This is a genomic window from Elioraea sp., from assembly GCF_022842375.1.
Taxonomy (GTDB): domain Bacteria; phylum Pseudomonadota; class Alphaproteobacteria; order Acetobacterales; family Acetobacteraceae; genus Elioraea_A.
This window is the reverse complement of the sequence record NZ_JALHPR010000012.1, coordinates 99,834-118,389: the sequence shown is the minus strand read 5'-3', so window position 1 is coordinate 118,389 and position 18,556 is coordinate 99,834. Positions and strand designations below refer to the sequence as shown.

Below are 18,556 nucleotides of genomic sequence, written 5' to 3'. Positions count from 1 at the left end.
CTGCCCTGCGAAGGCCTGCGCGAGGCGAGGGCAGCGTCGGTGGTGGCGCTCGGCGTCAGGCCTGCACGAGCCCCCAGCGCGTGTTGATCTCGTCGAAGAAGCCGCTGGCCAGGCGGATCGTGGTCCAGGCGTTGAGGAAGGTGAGCCACGCGGGATCGCCGGCGGCGACCATGAACGCCATCGGGATCGGGTTGCGCGGCTTGTCGGCGAGGATCGAGACGATCTGCGGGTATTCCTTCGTCAGGAATGCCGCCTCGATCAGCGAGGACATCGTCGCGTCGACGCGGCCGGCGAGCAGCTCCTGCCAGTCGCGCGCAGGGCTTTCCACCCGCCGCAGCGTCGCGCTCGGCAGCGATTGCTGCACGAACTGCTCCATGGTCGTGCCCAGATTGGTGCCGATCGTGACGCCGCGCTGGTTCAGCGCGTCCCAGTCGCGGAACCTGGCGACGTTGGCGCGTGCCACCAGCGGCACGAAAGCATTGCGGCCCCAGGGCGTGGTGAACGAGGCCGCCATGGCGCGCGCGACGCTCATCGATGTGCCGGTGAACACGGCGTCGTACTGGTTCGCCTGGAGCCCGTTGATCAGGGTGCGCCAGTCGGTCGGCACGAACTCGGCACGGAGGTTCATGTCGGTGGCGAGCTGGCGCGCGGCGTCGATCTGGTGGCCGCGGAGTTCGCGGCTCGCGGCGTCGCGGAAGCTCATCGGGTTGAAGTCACCGGTCGTGCCGAAGCGGATGACGCCTGCCTGCTGCACAGCTTGTAGGCGGCTTGCGCCCGCGCCCTGGGCACGCGCGGTGGAGGCAAGCGCGAGGCCGCCTGCGATGGCCGCGGCAACGGCGGGAACTGAGCGTCGGTTCACGAGGCGGTCTCCTCTGATCGTGCCGTCGGATGTGAGGCAAGGGCGTTGGCAGCGGCGGCGATCGTCGCGCGCCGCTGTTCCGGTGTGTGCGCGGCAGTCTCTAGCACGGCGCGTGCCACGGCGGCACCGTGGGCACGCAGCAGCGCGCGGTCCTCCGCCCCGGCATGCGGCAGTGGCGTGACCGTGTCCTGGCAGAAGGTCGCGACATGTCCAGCGGATGTGGCGCGGGGTGCATCGCCCGCCGCGCTGGCCTTCACACCGCGGCGGATCAGGCGCCGCAGCATCGCTACGCCGCGGTCCGTGCTCGCGAGGGTTTCGAGCGCGTGCACGGCGATGCTGCGCTGGCTCACCTGCGCATCGTAGTCTCCCGGCCGGCGCTGCCGCTCCTCGAAGGTAGCGGTGTCGTCCTGGCCCTCGAAATCGATGCTGCCGAGGCCGATCGCATCCGGCTTGTCCTTGCCGTCGGGATCGAGGGAGGCGGAGAGGTGCCGCCAGCCGATCTGGAGGCTGTTCTCGTCATCCACCGGCACGACCCAGCGCGTGAGGCCGACTCGCTGGAAGGTTTTGGCCTCGCGTGCTGCCTCCCAGATCGCCCCTGTCTGGTTCAGGTTGGGCAGGATGCATTCGACGGTGCGCGTCCACACCATGCCCCCCCAGCGCCGCGTCTGCACGTTCATCATGCCGAGCGGCGTCGGCACGAAGTCGAGCTCCTGCTCGGCGCTGTTGCTTTCGTCGAAATGCGCCCCCGCATTCCGCGCATGCAGCCAGAGCACATGCGCTGGGTCCTGGGCGTTCTCGTAGACCTGCAGCCAGTTGCAGGGAATCGTCAGCAGGAAGGGGCGGAGGGTGACGCCGGGCTCAGCCTCGGTGTCGAACACCGGCAGTGGCGGGACGCTGCGCGGATCGCCGAGATAGGCGAAGACGAGCCCGTGCCGTTCCGCCACCGGGTACGCGCCCTGCGAGACGGCGGCAGCGATCCGCGCCGTCGAGGGTTCGGACCCTGCCTGCAGCACGGTGCCGTCGATGTCGAAATGCCAGCCGTGGTAGCAGCAGCGGATGCCGCGCGCCTCGATCCGCCCGAAGCAGAGCGAGGCACCACGATGCACGCAATGGCGATGCAGCAGGCCGACGCGGCCCGAGCCGTCGCGGAACGCCACGAGATCCTCGCCCATGAGCCTGACCGGCAGGGGAACGTCGTGCAGCTGCGCCGACAGGCACACCGGATGCCAGAACCGTCTCAGATACTCGCCGCAGGGCGTCTCGGGCCCAACGCGAACGAGCTCGTCATCCGGCCCTGGCGCAACGCGCCGTGTCCGACCACCATAGCGGGATGAGAGATCCGCGCCAGCTACCTCGTCCTGCATCGCCCCGCTCCGTCGCCTGCGTGAATGACGCTAGTCGCAGAACCAGAAGGCCGCAACGGTGGCTCCTGCTGCCGCTGCTGCTGCTCCTGGCCGGCTGCGGCAGCAGCTTCGGCTGGCATGTCGTCGATCCGCGCCTGCCGGCGGGCTGGTCGAACCTGACCTTCATCCTCGAAGGCTTCGCGGCCACGATCCAGGTCGCACTGGCGGCGATGCTGCTCTCGATCGTGCTCGGTCTCATCGTCGCGCTGCTCGGCGCCGCGCCGTCACGGCCCGCGCGGATCCTTGCCCGGATCTGGGTCGAGGGATTCCGCGCGGTGCCGATCCTGGTGATGATCCTCTGGGCCTTCTATGGGCTGCCGATCGTCACCGGCATCAGGCTCGACGTGTTCGCCGCCGCCGTGCTCGCGATCGCGCTCTGCGACAGTGCCTTCGAGGCGGAGATCTTCCGCGCCGGCATCCAGTCGGTCGAACTGGGCCAGCGCGAGGCCGCCTCGGCGCTCGGCCTGTCGCGCTGGCACACGATGCGCTTCGTCATCCTGCCCCAGGCGATCCGCCGCATCCTGCCGGCACTCGGCAACCAATTCGTCTATGTGGTGAAGATGTCCTCGCTCGCCTCCGTGATCGGCCTGCCGGAGTTGACCCGGAAGGCGAACGAACTCGTGGTCACGGTGTTCCGGCCGCTCGAGATCTACACCGTCCTGATCGTCTGCTACCTGGTCCTCGTGATCGCGATCTCGGCAGGCGTCCGCTGGTTGGAGCGCCGTCTCGCGGTTGCCGGCAGGACGCCGGGGCGCATCGAGCCAGCCTAGCAACGTCGGGCCGACACTGGAGGAGGGTTGGGTGGAGCGCGTGGTTCTGGTCACGGGCGGCGCATCGGGCATCGGGTTCGCGACGGCGCGCGTCCTCGGGCAGCGCGGCTGGCGCATCGGCCTCATCGATCGTGACGTCGGTGCGCTGGGCAGGGCAGCCGCCACGCTCGGTGCCGCGTCGGCCGCGGCCGATGTCGCCGACGAGGCGTCAATCGCGGCCGCCGTCGCTGCGCTGGCCGATACGCTCGGTGCTCCGTCCGGCCTCGTCAATTCCGCCGGCATCGCCGCCGACATCCCGGCGATGGACACCGAGGCGGAACATTTTCGCCGCATCCTCGATGTCAACGTCCTCGGCAGCTTCCTAGCTGCCCGGGCAGCCGCACGGCTGATGATGGCGGCCGGCGGGGGCGCAATCGTGAACATCGCCTCCGTGTCCGGCCTTGTCGGCAATCTGGGCCGCGTCGCCTATGGCGCGTCGAAGGCTGCCGTGCTGCAGATGACGCGCGTGCTCGCCGTCGAGTGGGCAGAGGCGGGGATCCGCGTCAACGCGGTCGCCCCCGGCCCCGTCGAAGGGCCCCTGGTCGAGACGGTGCAGGCCTCGACGCCGCGTGCGATGTGGACAGCCGCCCTGCCGCTGCATCGCTATGCTGCACCCGAGGAGATCGCGACCACGATCGCCTTCCTGCTCGACCCCGATCAGTCCGGTTTCGTGACCGGGGCCTGCCTGCCCGTCGATGGCGGCTTCACCGCGGGCGGCTTGATCAGGCCCGATCACGCACCGTAGGCGCGGACGCCTATCGTTGCGCGGAGGATGAACGCCATGAACCACCGGGCCGCTGTGATCGTGCGCGACAGCGTGACGGAACTCGATGCCTCGGCGCGCGGGGCCGTCGTGCTCGCCGCCTCGCATGGCGGCCGCTACGCCGCCTGGTGCGCGGCCAAGGCAGGTGTCGGCGCCGTCATCCTCTCCGATGCCGGCATCGGCAGGAACCGGGCAGGTGTAGCGGGCCTCGGCGCCCTCGCTGCACTCGGCGTGCCGGCCGCCACGGTCGACATCTGGTCGGCCCGGATCGGCGATGGCGCCGATTGCCTCTCCCGCGGCGTCCTCTCCACCATCAACCCACCGGCCGAGGCGTTGGGAATCCGAATCGGCATGCGCGCAGCCGACGCCCTCGGCATGCTCGCGTCTGCAGGCCTCCAGCCATCGCCCACCCCTGCCGCGCTTGCCGAGTCGCGGCAGGTGATCGCCGCGGCCTCCGTCCCCCCGGTCCAGGTCATCGCGCTCGACAGCACGTCGCTGGTCCGTGCCGAGGATGCCGGCCATGTGGTCGTCACCGGGTCGCATGGCGGTGTGCTTGGCGGGCGCGCCGGGACGGCGGTCAGCCACCCGGTCTTCGCCGCGCTCTACAACGATGCCGGCATGGGCATCGACGGGGCAGGGACGAGCCGCCTTCCGGCCCTCGACCTGCGCGGCATCGCCGCTGCCACGGTGGCAGCCGACAGCGCGGAGATCGGCGACGGGATGAGCACGTGGCGTGAGGGTATCATCTCAGCCGTCAACGACACCGCGAGGCGGAACGGGGGTGCCGTGGGTCAGAGCGCGCGCGCACTGGTTGCCGCCCTGGTCGCGGCAGGGCTGAGGCCCGGCAGCCGCTAGAGCCCGTTCCGATCCTCCCGGGTCCGGGATGGCCGCCCGATCGCTGCCAAGCGACACGCGCCTGCGTGTTCGACGTGGGCCTGTGCCCGTCACCGCCCGCCTGTCCCGGCCAACGCCGTTGGCTTAACCGGCAGGTAACCGCGCCATCCGAAACTGCGCCATGTCGCGCTGCACGGTCCGCGCGTGGCGATGGCGTGAGGTGAGGTGTGTCGAGATCGGGCCCGGAGGCGATGGCGCTGCCGTCGATCGCTAGGTGCCTTTTCGGCGCCGTGCCCGAACTCGCCCTGTCGTCGCTGCTGATCAGCACGCTCTCGCTCGCCCTGCCGATTGCCATGCTGCACGTCTATGACCGGGTGCTGGCCAGCGGCGGGCTGGCCACGTTCTGGGTCCTGGCGTCCGCCGTCCTCGTCGCCTGCCTTCTCGAGACGACCTTGCGGTCGGTGCGCGCCGGCATCGTTGCGCGCCTGGGCGGGCGCTGGGAGGCAGAGGCTCATGCCCGCGCCATCGAGGCGTTGACGCGCACCCCGCTCGCGCGGTTCGAGCGACGTGGCGCCGGTGTGTATCTCGAGCGTCTGTCGAGCATCGCCGTCGTGCGGGAGGCCTATTCGGGGGCCGCATTCCAGGCGCTCCTCGATCTCCCATTCTGCTTTCTCTACGTCGCGGCGATGATGCATCTCTCGCCGACGCTCGCCGCCGTGCCGGTGCTTTTGGCGGCACTCTACCTCGCCCTCACGCTCCTGCTGGGCCGCCGCCTTCGCCGCACCGTCAGTGCGCTCGCGGAGGGCGAGGAGCGGCGCTTCAACATGCTGTTCGACGTCCTGGGCAACATCCACACGGTGAAGGCGCTCGGCCTCGAGCAGCAGATGCTGCGCCGGAACGAGCGGCTGATCCTGCGCTGCGCCGAAGCGCGTCGCCGGCTTGCCGTCCTCTCCGGCAATGGCCATGGCGCCGCGCTCCTGCTCGCCAGTGTCGGTGCAGGGCTGGTCGCCGCGATCGGCTGCATGGAGGTGATCGCCGGTCGTTTGACCGTTGGCGGGCTCGGCGCCTGCCTCCTGCTCAGTGGACGAACCCTGCAGCCGCTCAGCGCTGCGCTCTCGGTGTTCACGCGCGCCGAGGTGCTGCGCGGGGCTGCCGACAGGCTTGGCGAGATCATGGCATCGCCGTTGCCGTCACCGGCCCCGGCACTCGCCGCCCCGGAGGGCGGGCTCCGCATCGAGGATGCCGTCGTGCTGCGTGACCAGGGCGATCCGATCCTCGCCGGGATCGATCTCGTCGTCATGCCGGGCGAGATCGTTGCAGTGGCCGCGCGCAACGGGGCGGGCAAGACGACGCTGCTGCGCCTCATGGCGGGCCTCCTCTCCCCCGCGCATGGGCGCGTGCTGATCGACGGTACCGATCTCACGAGAGTGGACCCTGACAGCATCCCCCTCGTCTGCTCCTACCTGCCGACGCAGGGCGAGTTGGTGCGCGGCACGCTGGTCGAGAACATCACGATGCACCGGCCGTTGTTCACGCCGCGGGCCCGCGCGCTTGCCGCCGAGCTCGGCCTCGACCAGCTCGCGGCAGCGCTGCCCCAGGGCTACGACACGCAGGTGGGCGAGGGGGGAGTGCTGCTGCCGCGCGGTGCCGTGCAGCTCGTCTCCATCGCGCGCGCGCTCGTCACCGGCCCACGCATCGTACTGTTTGACGAGGCGAATGTGTTCCTCGACGCGACCGCCGACAATGTCGTGCATGCGTTGCTGTCCCGGCTGCGCAATCACTGCACCGTCATCATCATCAGCTCCCGCCCATCGACGCTCGCACTGGCCGATCGGCGCTACACGCTCGCCGGCGGCAAGCTGGTGGCAGCGACATGAACGCAATGCCGCCGCCCTCCTGGCTCGGCACATCGCCCTGGGCAGGGCTGGAGGAAACGCTGGTCCCGGTGCCGGTGCCGGCCACGTTGGTGGAGCCCGGGCCGATCGTGACAGGACTCGGGCTCTATCTCGCCGCGCTTGGCTGGCAGGGCGGTCCCGCGCAGCTCGTCGGTGCGATGCCCCATGCATGCGGCCACTTCGACATCGCCGCACTTCGCGTCACCCTCGTCAATCTCGGCTACCCGACCGTCAGCATCCATGCCGCCCATGGTGCCTTGCGCCCGGAACATCTGCCCGCCCTGGTGATCGAGGCCGGCGACAGGGTGGCAGTTCTCGTGGGGTCTGCCACGGGAGGCATCCTTCGCGTGACTGCCGGGGGCGTTCACGAGAGGATCGACAGCCTCGACATCGATTGCCCCGTGCTCTGCCTTGCTCCAAAGCCGGTGCAGGCGTCATCGCGTGACGCGTGGCTCCGGGGCGTGCTGCTTGGCTTCGCGCCCCTCGCCAGGCCCATGCTCGGTGCAAGCTTCCTTCTCGCCGTTCTCGCTCTTGCCGTGCCCCTCTTCACGATGGCCGTGTTCGATGTGCTGATCGGCGCCGGCGATGCAGGGCCGCTGCCACTTCTGCTCATCGGCCTCTGCCTCGCGCTCCTGTTCGAGGGGCTGTTCCGGGCGGCACGGCTCGACACGCTCGCGCGCATCGGGGAACGGCTTGATTCGGTCGTGGCGCACAGCGTGCTCGATCGCCTGCTCGGCCTGCCGCTTGCGATGACCGAGCGCGTCGGCATCGCCGCGCAGGTGAACCGCGTGCGGGATTTCGGCACGGTGCGGGAGTTCTTCAGTGGAAGCCTCGCGATTGCCGCGCTTGATGCGCCGTTCGCGCTGATGCTCGTTGGCGTTCTCGCAGCTGTTGGCGGACCGGTTGCCATCGCGCCCGCGGTCGCTGTGCTCCTTTTCGCCCTTCTGTTCATCGCAGTCGGCGGCCCGATGCGGCGTGCGGTCTCCTCGGCGGCGGTGACGGCCCAGCAGCGTGACCAGCTCGCACTCGAGACCCTGGGTGCCATGCGCCTGATCAGGGCGAGCGGGGCCAGCCCGGTCTGGCGCGCCCGCCACGCAGCGGCCGCGGCTGAGGCGGCAGCGGCTGCTGCCCGCGTTGGTGCGCTCGGCGGGATTGTCACCGCGCTCGGCCAGGCAATCGTTGGCGTCACGGCGCTGGCGGCGGTGGCCTTCGGCGTCCACGCGGTGCTCGGCGGCACCATCACCGCCGGCGGGCTGATCGCGGCGATGATGGTGATCTGGCGCGTGCTCGGGCCGATCCAGATGGCCTTCACGATCCTGTCGCGCTGGGAACAGGTGCGGACGAGCATGCGGCAGGTCGACCAGATGATGGCGCTCGCCCCGGAGAGCGAGCATCGCTCGCCGGTGCGCCCCGTCGGCAGCATCCGCGGCGACATCGGCATCGCGCGGCTGAGCCTGCGCTACCAGCCGCAGGCGGAGCCGGCACTGCTTGGCGTCAACGCCGAGATCAGGGCGGGGCAGGTCATCGCGCTCGTCGGGCCGTCCGGTGCGGGCAAGACATCGCTCCTGCTCTCGGTACTGGGGATTCATCGGGCGAGCGCGGGGAGCGTAAGGATCGACGGGCTTGACATCCGTCGGTTCGACCCGGTGGAGCTCCGTCGCGCCATCGCCTATGCGCCGGCCGTGCCGCAGATCATCTACGGCACCGTGACGCAGAACCTCCTGCTCGCCGCTCCCGGCGCGAGCGAGGCCGAGATCCGCGCGGCAGCGTCCATCACCGGCCTCGACAGGCTGGTCGCATCGTTGCCCGACGGGTTCGATACGCGACTTGGCGACAACGGCGCCGGCATGGTCGCGGCTAGCCTCGTGACCCGCATCTCGCTCACGCGGATTCTGCTGCGCCGGTCGCGGATCGTGCTCATGGACGAGCCGGCGAATGGCCTCGATGACGATGGCAGCGCCGCCGTCGGGAAGGTGATCGCTTCGTTGCGGGGCGAGGCGACGATCCTAATCGTCACGCACCGGCCGAGCCACATCGCGCTCGCCGACAGGATCCTCCGCTTCACCGAAGGGCAGGTCGAGGAGCAGCGGCGCTCAGCACCACCCGCCGCTGGTCCCACGGCGGTGAAGCTTCTGGCGCAGGGGCGCTCGACATGAACGATGGCAGGCAGTGAACATGACGCGCCAGGACGTCCAGCATTTCGAGGCCAAGGCGCTGCTGGCGCTTGCCGGCCTCGACGACCCGCGTCGCAGGCGCCGTGATCGCGTCGTCGTGGTCGGCGCGGCTGCCATGCTCGTCGCCTTCGGCCTTTGGGCTGCCGTGACCTCCCTGCCGGAGGTCGCCATCGCGCCGGGCCAGGTCATGACCGACGAACCCGTTGCCATCGTGCAGCACCTCGAAGGCGGCCTCGTCGAGGTCGTTCTCGTCTCCGACGGCGAGGCGGTGCGCGAGGGGCAGACGCTCATGCGCTTCGCCTCCGCTCCTGCGCAGGCGGAGCTCGACCGCCTGCGCGCCCGCGACGCGGGGCTTCGCTTCCGGGAGGCGAACCTGCGCGCGCTCCGTGATGGAACGGCACTCGACATCGGAGGTGAGGATCAGGGCTTTGCGGCGCTTGCTGCCGACCAGCGCGCCGCCCATGAGGAGGCGCTGCGGACACGCAATGACCGCCTTGCCGTGCTGTCGCACGTGGCACATCAGCGGCGGGCGGAACAGCGCGCCCTCGCTGCGCAGGAGGAGGGGATCCGGCGCCAGCTGGCGCTGCACGGCAGCGAGCTTGCCCTCCGCGAGACGCTGCTCGCCCAGGGGCTTACGACCCGCATCGCCGTTCTCGAGACGCGCCGCGCCTATCTTGCCGCGACGGCCGAGGGTGAACGGCTTGCCGCGATGGCCGTGGCAGCCGCGCGTGGCGCCGATGAAGCCGAGGCGAGGCTCGTGGAGGCAGAGACGACGGCGCGTGACGAGGCAGCGCGGGAACTCGGACGCGTCGTGGTGGAGCGCCTCGAGACGCAGGAGGCGGTCCGCGAGGCGTGGGAACGTGTCAGCCGCCTCGCCGTCCTCGCGCCGGTCGATGGGATCGTCAAGGGATTGCAGGTTCGCCGCACCGGCACCGTCGTGCCGCCTGGCGGGCCGCTGGTCGAGATCGTTCCGGTTACCGCGCCGCTGGTCGTCGAGGCGCGGATCACCCCGCGCGAGATCGGCTTCGTCTCACCCGGTCAGGCGGTGCGCGTGAAGGTGCATGCGTTCGACTATGCGCGCTACGGCTCTGTCGAGGGCACGCTGATCCAGGTCGCTGCATCGACCACGCTTGATCAGCAGCAGCAGCCCTACTACGCGGCGCGCATCGCGCTCACGGCAGACCATGTCGGGCGTGACCCCGGGCTGAACCGCCTGCTGCCGGGCATGACCGTGCAGGCGGATGTGGTGACGGGGGGGAAGACGCTGCTCGCCTACCTGATGAAGCCGGTGCATGCCGCGATGAGCGACAGTTTCCGCGAGCGCTGAACGCGCGCGGCAAGCCAGGAAGAGCGGCAGGACGCCGCCACCCGGGCGGGAGCGAATGATGTGAGTGATACGCGCGGAAACGATCCGGCCTATGGCTTGCCCGAGGGCGCCGTCGTCGACGAGGCAGCGCTGCGGGCGCTCCGCGCAGCACAGCGGCCCGGCCTGCCGGATGCTGCCATTGCGGCACCCGTCGTGGTCGGATTTGCCGCATCCGGCCGCGTCGCCGTTGCTGGCGTGGGCAACCTCTTGCCCGATCCATCGCCGACTTCGCAGGACAGCGCGAGCGTGGCGGAGTTGCCCGACGGCGAAGCAGCGCTGCGCGGCTCACTTCCGGACGGCCCCTCGTTGGCCGTCCCTATCGCCGCGACGCCCGATACCCCGCCGCCGTCGCGCGCCGCGCCACTGGTTCTGCTCCCCTCGCTCTCGCCCGCCGTGCCGGGCGGCTCGCTGCTGCCGATCGCGCCGGCAGCTGCCACGGCCGGACCGCTGCCGGAGGGCGCTGCCGCGCGCATCGATGGCGTCGCCGAGGACCCACGGCCGGCGCGGGCACCGGCCGACACGAATGCGGAGGTGACGGCACCCGGGCCCATCGCCGACGCGCCGCGTCTTGCCGTCGAGAACGCCACCACGCGCGAGGATGTATCGGTCGCGATCCGGATCAGCGCTGCCCTCGATGACCGCGACGGGCTCGGCGGCGAGGTCCTGACGATCACCATCGCCGGGCTGCCGCCCGGTGCCTCGCTGTCCGCCGGAACCGTTCTCGCCGACGGCTCGTGGCGACTTGCTCCCGCCGACCTCGACGGCCTCGTGCTGCATCCTGGCGAGAACTGGAGTGGCGAGGCGACGCTCGTCGTCGAGGCCGCATCCCGCGTGCCTGATGGCAACACGGTGGTCACGCGGGAGGAGCTCCGGCTCACCGTCGATGCGGTGGCAGACGCGCCCGCGGTCACCGGCACGGGTGGCGCTGGCGGCGAGGATACCGCCATCGCGCTCGACCTCACCGTTGCGCTGACCGACCGCGACGGTTCCGAGACGATCACCGCGCTCATCATCCGCGGTGTCCCGGATGGCGCAGTGCTGTCGGCCGGCACGCTTCTCACCGATGGCACATGGTCGCTTGCGCCTGGCGATCTTCCCGGCCTGACACTGACGCCGCGCGCGCATGTCTCCGGCACGCTGTCGCTCGAACTCGTCGCGACGAGTGAGGAGGCTGATGGCGGTGCTGCGCAGACGATGCATCCGTTCACGGTCGAGGTCACGGCGGTGGCCGATGCGCCGACAGCGTCTGCCGCCGATGCGGCAGGGCAGGAGGATGGCTGGATCGCGCTCGGCGGTCTTGCTGCCTCGCTCGTCGATCTCGACGGATCGGAGACGCTGAGCGTTGCCATCACGGGGCTTCCCGCTGGTGCGGTGCTGTCGCACGGCAGCGCGGATGGCGGCGTGTGGCGCGTGCCGGCCGCCGATCTCGGTGCGCTCTCCCTCCAGCCGCCGCCTGACTTCGCCGGCGAGATCGCACTCGTGCTCGAGGCCACGGGCACCGAGGTGTCGAACGGCGATGTGGAGACAACGCGCGTGCCGTTCACCGTCACGGTCGCGCCCGTGGTCGATGGTGCTGCCATCACGGCCCAGGCCTCCGGTGCCGAGGACACCGCGATTCCGCTTTCGGTCAGCTTCGCCGCGCTCACGGATGCGTCCGAGGCCTGGGCCGAGACCGTGCTGATCGCCGGCGTTCCCGCCGATGCGTCGCTCAATCTCGGCGACAGCCTCGGCGGCGGCGTCTGGCGCGTTCCCACGGCAGCGCTCGCGGCCGGCAACGTCAGTTTGACGCCGCCTGCAAACAGCGATGCCGACATCGCGCTCACCGTCACCGCGACGGTGATCGATACTGCTGGGACGGCAGAGGCGCGGCAGGACGTTGTCGTGGCGCTCACCCTTGGCGTCGATGCGGTGGCGGATGTTCCCGTCGCATCGGTCGCCGATGCTGCCGGGACGGAGGATCGGTGGATCGCGCTCGGCGGCCTGGCGGCGTCGCTCGTCGATGCCGATGGGTCGGAGACCCTTGCGGTCACGCTCTCGGGCGTTCCCACCGGAGCGACTCTCTCCGCCGGCACGTCGCTCGGCGGCGGCGTCTGGTCGGTGCCGGTCGGGGCGCTGGCAACACTCTCGCTGCGTCCGCCGGAGCATTTCTCGGGCGAGATTGTCCTCGCCCTTCGCGCGGTGGCGACAGAAGCCGCCGGTGGTTCGGCGGAGGCGCTGCGCAGCTTCACCGTCACCGTCGCGCCGGAGGTCGACCAGGGCAGCATCACCGTCACCGGCCAGGGGGCGGAGGATGGGTGGATCATCATCGCTGCGAGCTTCGCATCGCCTGACCAGGATGGTTCGGAAAGCTGGGCGCCGACGACGACGATCCGCGGCGTTCCCGCCGGCGCGGTCCTGTCGGAGGGCGCGGAGATCAGCCCCGGTGTCTGGGAGGTCTCGACGGCCTCGCTCGGCGCCTCGGCCGTGATGATCCGGCCGCCTGCGAACAGCGACGCCGACATCCACCTCACATTCGAAACGGTCCAGTCGGACACGGCAAACGGCACGACGGTGAGCCGCGTGATCGACGGCGCGGGGACGATCATCGTCACCGCCGTGGCGGATGCGCCGACCGTGACGGTCGCGAACCATGCAGGTGTCGAGGACCAGCCGATCCCGCTCACCGGCCTCGGCGGCGCGCTGGCCGACACCGATGGCTCGGAGACGCTCAGCTTCCGGCTCTCGGGCCTTCCGGCGGGCGGTACGCTGACGGTCGGGCAGCAGAACGTCGACGGCAGCTGGACGCTCACCCCGGCTCAACTGACCACTGTCGCCTTCGTGCCGCCGCCGAACCATTCCGGAACCTATACGCTCACACTGACGGCGATCGCTGCCGAGAACGAGGCGGGGGTGCTCCCGGCAAGTGCCAGCGCAACGTTCCAGGTCTCGGTCGATCCTGTCGCCGATATCGGAACGATCCCGATGTCCGCCGCGGGCGCCGAGGACAGCTGGATCACGATCAAGCCGAACTTCGTCACCCCCGACACGGACGGGTCGGAGACCTGGTCCGTCACCACCACGGTCAGTGGCGTTCCCGCGGGTGCCGTGCTTTCTCAGGGAACCGAGACTGTGCCCGGCACCTGGGAAGTGTCGACATGGGAGCTCTACGCCGGGCGCGTCAAGCTGCTGCCGAACGCCAACAGTGACGCGGACTTCACCCTCACCTTCCAGGCATTGTTGACCGACAGCGGCAACGGCGCCACCGACACGCGGCTCGTGACCGGAACGGGGGTCGTGACGGTCAGTGCGATGGCCGATGCAGCCGCCATCACGGTGGCCGATGCCGCTGGGCTCGAGGACCAATGGATCCCGCTGACTGGGCTCTCCGCCGCGCTCGTCGACACGGATGGATCGGAGACGCTGACCGTCAAGATATTCGGCGTGCCGGCCGGCGCCACGCTTTCGCACGGCACCGCGCACGGCACCTTCTGGACCGTTCCCGCAGGCGATCTCGGCACCCTCGCGATCCTTCCCCCGCGCGACTTCTCGGGTGATCTCGCGCTCACCTTGCGTGCCTACACCGCCGAGGCGCGCGATGGCTCGACGGCGACGGTGGAGGCGGTGTTCACGGTGTCGGTTGCCGGCGTGGCCGATACGCCGACGGTGCGGGTCTCGCCGGCGATCGGCGGCGAGGACCATGCGATTCGCCTCGCCCTCGATGCGACCGCGAGGGACCGTGACGGATCGGAGAGCATCACGGCATTCCGCGTCGGCGACGTTCCTCCCGGCGCGGTGCTGGCCACGTCCTCGGGCGCGCTCGTGGCCGAGGCCGATGGCAGTTTCCTCGTTCCCGCCGCCCAGGCCGCAAGCCTCACCATCACCCCGCCGCGTGACTGGCATGGCTGGATGACGCTCCAGGTCTCGAGCATCGCGGCAGAACCGAATGGCAGCACGGCGGAGAGCGCGCCCGTGGCCCTGCCCGTGGCCGTCGTGGCGATCGCCGATGCGCCTGTTGCCGTCACCGGCGGTGCCGCGGTGGCGGAGGATGCACCGGTTCCGCTCGGCATCGCCGCCGCCTTGTCGGATGCCGATGGCTCCGAGGTGCTGAGCTATCTCGTCAGCGGCGTTCCGGAGGGGATGAGCCTCACGGTCGGCACCTATGCAGGGCCTGGCCGCTGGTCGCTCACCGCGGCGGATGCTGCCACTGCCGCGCTGATCGTGCCGGGCGACTATGCCGGCACCCTCTCGCTCACCTTGACGGCTGTCGCGCAGGAAACGGGCGGCGGCTCGATCGCGACGACGACCGTGCCACTTCCCGTGGTGATCGGTGCGGAGATCGACACGCCGTCGGTTGGTGGTCTCGGTGGCGGCGTGGCGCGCTGGGCAACGGCATCCGGCCCGGAGGATGGCGCGATCGCACTCGCGCTCGACCCTGGGCTGTCCGACCGCGACGGCTCGGAGGCCGTGACCGGAACAATCACGATCAGCGGCGTCCCTGCCGGCGCGATGCTGCGATACGCGGACGGAACGGTGCTGACGCCGGAGGGCGGCGCCTACGCCGTTCCCGCAGCGCGCATCGATGACGTGCGCATCGTGCCGCCGCCCAACAGCGATGTAGCGTTCGATCTTTCCGTGACCATGACGATCAGCGACACCGGCGGGGTGAGCGAGACGATCAGCGGCCTGCTGACGGTCGATCCGCGCGGGGTGGCGGATGCGGCGACGATCAACGCTTCCGATGTGACGGGCAGCACGCATCAATCGACCAGCGCCGGGGATGGGTGGATTCCGCTGAGCCTCTCGGCGACCACCCCTGACACCGACGGCTCAGAGGCGATCAGGCTCGTGCTGCATGACGTGCCGGACGGCTTCGTTCTCTCGGCCGGCAGGAACATGGGCAACGGCACGTGGGTGCTTGCGCCTGGCGATGAGGATGGACTGTCGATCAGGCCGCCAGCGGGGTTCGAGGGCACCCTGGCGCTCGAGGTCGAGGCGGTGGTGACGGAGCGGGAAGGCGATGTCTCGCGGTCACTCAGCACGTTCGATCTCACCGTCGCGCCGCCCAGCACCGATGGTGGCGGCAGCAGCGGCGGGGATGGCGACGGCTCGGGCGGAGGAAGCGGTAGTGGCGGTGATGGCAGCGGCGACGGGGGTACCGGCGACGGGGGGACCGGCGACGGGGGGACCGGCACCGGCGGCGGCGGCGGTGGTGGCGCAACCCCCGACGCACTTGCGGCACCGACCCTCTCCGCCGTCCTCGCATCCGGTGACGAGGACGCTCCGCTCGCGCTGGCCATCACGGTCGGCCATGCTGGCGGCGGTACGGGTGCGGTCGCGCTCACTGTCGTGGTATCGGGCCTTCCCGATGGCGCGACGCTGAGCGCTGGCTTCTTGGATAGTCGCAGCGGCGAATGGATCCTTTCACAGGGTGAGCTCGCCGGCCTCACCGTCAACCCGCCGGCTGATCATTCCGGCCCGATCTCGGTCACCCTCCGCGCCGTCGCGACCGATACGATCGGCGCGACCGCGAGCACCGCGCAACCGGTTGCCGCCACGATCGAGGCCGTTGCCGATGCGCCCACGGTCACAGCCGCGCCCGCGTCCGGCGTCGAGGACCAGGCCGTTGCACTGAACATCGCGGTGGCGACGGCCGATGTGGATGGCTCGGAGATCATCACCAGTGTCCAGATCAGCGATGTCCCGGCCGGCGCCGCGCTCGACGGCCCGGGCATCACCGACAATGGCGATGGCACCTACAGCATCGACCCTGCGTCGATCGGCGCGCTGCGTCTCATTCCGCCGGCCAACGCGCATGGCGATTTCGCCGTCACGGTGACGGTGAGATCCGTGGAAGCGTCGAACGGTGATGCGCGCGACACGGTGGTCAGCGTTCCCTTCACGGTCGCCGCCGATGCGGATGCACCGATCCTCTCGGCCGGCGTGGCAACCGGTACCGAGGATCAGGCGATCCCGCTGTCGATCACCGCTGCGCTCGCCGATACCGATGGGTCGGAGATGCTCTCGATCGTCATCTCAGGCCTGCCGGCTGCTGCCTTCCTCTCGGCCGGTGTGAACAACGGGGATGGCAGCTGGACGTTGCTGCCTGACGAGCTCGCTGGCCTCACGCTGACGCCACCCCTCAACTACAGCGGCACGATCGCGGCGACCGTGACGGCCTATGCCGTCGAGCGCGGCACGGGCGATGTCGCCGTCACATCCGTTGCCCTGCCGATCGTGGTGAGCGACGGTGTCGATACGCCGATCATCGTGGCGCGCACCACTCTGCGTGGTGACGAGGATACCGCGATTGCCGTCAACGTCTCGGCAGCTCTCCGCGACACCGACGGGTCCGAGACCCTGACCGTGATCGCCAGTGGCGTTCCGGCAGGCGCGCGCTTCAGCGCCGGAACCGAGCAGCCGGACGGCACCTGGATCTTTACCGCGGCCGAGCTTCCGGGCCTCACCTTCACGCCGCCCGCCCATGCCTCGGGCGACATCACGATCCGCTTCACCGCGGTCGCGACCGAGTTTGACGGCACGACCGCGTCGGCTCAGGCGGAGACGGTCTTCACCGTCACCCCGGTGACCGACGCCGCCGACATCACCGTCACACCCGCGGTGGCGCTGGAGGGGGCTGCGGTGCCGCTGTCGATCGCCGTCGCGCTGGTCGATGCCGATGGATCCGAGGAGATCGTCGGGGTGGTCATCTCTGGCCTGCCGCCAGGGGCCACCCTCACTGCCGGGACCGTGCAGCCGGATGGGTCATGGCTGCTCAGCGCCGCCCAGCTTGCCGGCTTGGCGCTGAACCCCGCCCCTGGCTGGTCGGGTCAGGTGAACCTGACCGTGAGTGCCGAGACACGCGAGCTCGAAACCGATGCCAGAGTGACGACGACGATCGTTCCCGTCACGGTCGATGCCGTGGCGACAGCGCCTGTCGTCACCGCCAATGCGGCGAGCGGCGTCGAGGATGGCGCCATCCCGCTCACCATCTCCGCAGCACTGGTTGACACGGACGGATCGGAGACGCTGACGACCGTCACCATCAGCGGGTTGCCCCCTGGGGCAAGCCTCACGGCAGGAACGGTGCAGGGCAACGGAAGCTGGGTGTTGACGCCAGCTCAGCTCAGCGGGCTCGCGCTCATTCCCGCGGCGAACTGGTCCGGGACGGCGACGCTCTCCATCTCCGCGACCGCGCGCGAGACAGCGAATGGCGACGAGGCAACGACCACGATCACGCGCACCCTCACTGTCACCGGCGTTGCCGATGCGCCTTCCCTGTCCGTCGTCGATGCGGCAGGGACCGAGGGAACGACCATCCCCCTCACGCTTGCCGCATCGCTCACCGACACGGATGGATCGGAGGTGCTGTCGGTGACGATCGCCGGGGTGCCGTCGGGCTTCACCCTGTCGGCTGGGTCTGATCTTGGCGGCGGACGGTGGAGCGTTCCGCCCGCGGCACTCGCCACGCTCGCCCTCGCCGCACCAACGGGCTGGGTCGGGACGTTCTCGCTCGCGATCACGGCCCGCGCCCAGGAGGGGGCCAGCAGCGCGGAGACGGTCCGTTCGCTGACCGTCACGATCGATGACGTGGCGCACGCGCCGGTTCTCACGCTCGGCGCTGCTGAACCCGTCTCGACGACGGAGACGCAGGCCGACATCGTGGGTTCGGCCAGCATCACGGAACTCGACGGCGAGGCGATCACGGCGGCGAGCGTGCGCATCACCACAGGCCAGGCTGCCGGCGACCGGATCACGATCGATGGCTATGTGTTGACGGCCGATGGTGGCGATCTGCTGATCGGCGCCACCGGCATCCGCATCGTCGGCGGGGCGTTCGATGCCGCGACCGGAACGCTCTCCCTCTCCGGCGCTGCCTCCGCCGACACCTATGCGGCGGTGATCGAGAGCCTGCAGCTCGTCGACCAGGGCGGCGGCGTGCTCAGCCCTGGCGTGCGGAGCCTCGACATCAGCCTCACCGATGCTGCCGGCGACACCACGCGCGAGAGCCTTTCGGTCCTGGTCGCCGAGAACCTCATCACGGGAGATGGCACCGCCGGAACGCTCCAGGGCACCGGGCAGGACGATGTGTTCATCGGCACCGACGCGTCGGAGACGATGCGCGGGCTGTCCGGCAACGATTTCTTCCTCATCGACGCCGGCGGCGGCAATGACATAGTGCAGGCAGGGGCCGGGTTCGACACGCTGATGCTGGGTGGCGTGGTGGGAGCCCCCGTTGCCGGCCCCGCCACGGGGCAGGCCTGGACGCTGGTGATCGATACACCCGGCGTCAGTACGGTGGCGGGCGATGGCACCCTCGACTTCAGCGCGCCTGCCTCAGGCCGGATCGTGTTCGGCGAGGGCGGGCAGGTCGAGTTCAGCGAACTCGAGCGCATCACATGGTGATGGCTCCGGCAAACGACCCGGGCTGACGCGACAGGCTTGCTGCCCTAGTGTTCGGCCTTATCTGCTCGAAC

General features: G+C 70.2%; 9 protein-coding genes. 7 read left to right on the top strand and 2 right to left on the bottom strand.

Going from position 1 to position 18,556, the window contains the following annotated elements:
- Positions 1–55: 55 nt before the first annotated feature.
- Both Q0C38_RS12305 and Q0C38_RS12300 read right to left on the bottom strand, forming a co-directional pair.
- Complete coding sequence (locus Q0C38_RS12305) at positions 56–859, bottom strand: transporter substrate-binding domain-containing protein (RefSeq protein ID WP_291297393.1); 804 nt, start codon at positions 857–859, stop codon at positions 56–58.
- Entirely contained in the window at positions 856–2,223 is a 1,368-nt protein-coding gene (locus Q0C38_RS12300) for an aromatic ring-hydroxylating dioxygenase subunit alpha (RefSeq protein ID WP_291297392.1), read from the bottom strand. Before Q0C38_RS12300 ends, Q0C38_RS12305 begins: the two co-directional genes overlap by 4 nt.
- Before the next feature lie 20 nt (positions 2,224–2,243).
- Here Q0C38_RS12300 and Q0C38_RS12295 point away from each other — a divergent pair, with 20 nt between their 5' ends.
- From Q0C38_RS12295 to Q0C38_RS12265, 7 genes are all read left to right on the top strand, one after another.
- A complete protein-coding gene (locus Q0C38_RS12295) occupies positions 2,244–3,032 on the top strand; it encodes an amino acid ABC transporter permease (RefSeq protein ID WP_291297391.1) in 789 nt (262 codons plus the stop codon).
- A gap of 31 nt (positions 3,033–3,063) precedes the next feature.
- Positions 3,064–3,816 (top strand): SDR family NAD(P)-dependent oxidoreductase, encoded by a 753-nt coding sequence (locus tag Q0C38_RS12290; protein ID WP_291297390.1) that lies wholly within the window; start codon positions 3,064–3,066, stop codon positions 3,814–3,816.
- Between the two features lie 36 nt (positions 3,817–3,852).
- Complete coding sequence (locus Q0C38_RS12285) at positions 3,853–4,689, top strand: hypothetical protein (RefSeq protein WP_291297389.1); 837 nt, start codon at positions 3,853–3,855, stop codon at positions 4,687–4,689.
- A gap of 269 nt (positions 4,690–4,958) precedes the next feature.
- Positions 4,959–6,545, top strand: a complete 1,587-nt coding sequence (locus tag Q0C38_RS12280; protein ID WP_291297388.1) for a peptidase domain-containing ABC transporter — start codon at positions 4,959–4,961, stop codon at positions 6,543–6,545.
- The gene (locus Q0C38_RS12275) at positions 6,542–8,719 is read left to right on the top strand and encodes a peptidase domain-containing ABC transporter (protein WP_291297387.1); all 2,178 of its coding nucleotides are present in this window, start codon (positions 6,542–6,544) and stop codon (positions 8,717–8,719) included. Before Q0C38_RS12280 ends, Q0C38_RS12275 begins: the two co-directional genes overlap by 4 nt.
- 19 nt (positions 8,720–8,738) lie before the next feature.
- On the top strand, positions 8,739–10,064 hold the full coding sequence (locus tag Q0C38_RS12270; RefSeq protein ID WP_291297386.1) for an HlyD family type I secretion periplasmic adaptor subunit: 1,326 nt from the start codon (positions 8,739–8,741) through the stop codon (positions 10,062–10,064).
- Positions 10,065–10,124: 60 nt separating this feature from the next.
- On the top strand, positions 10,125–18,485 hold the full coding sequence (locus Q0C38_RS12265) for a hypothetical protein (protein WP_291297385.1): 8,361 nt from the start codon (positions 10,125–10,127) through the stop codon (positions 18,483–18,485).
- Positions 18,486–18,556: the final 71 nt, after the last annotated feature.

Coding starts and splice junctions, on each gene's coding strand:
- Q0C38_RS12300 (WP_291297392.1), bottom strand. CDS start 2,223: ATGCAGGACGAGGTAGCTGGCGCGGATCTCTCATCCCGCTATGGTGGT.
- Q0C38_RS12285 (WP_291297389.1), top strand. CDS start 3,853: ATGAACCACCGGGCCGCTGTGATCGTGCGCGACAGCGTGACGGAACTC.
- Q0C38_RS12275 (WP_291297387.1), top strand. CDS start 6,542: ATGAACGCAATGCCGCCGCCCTCCTGGCTCGGCACATCGCCCTGGGCA.
- Q0C38_RS12270 (WP_291297386.1), top strand. CDS start 8,739: ATGACGCGCCAGGACGTCCAGCATTTCGAGGCCAAGGCGCTGCTGGCG.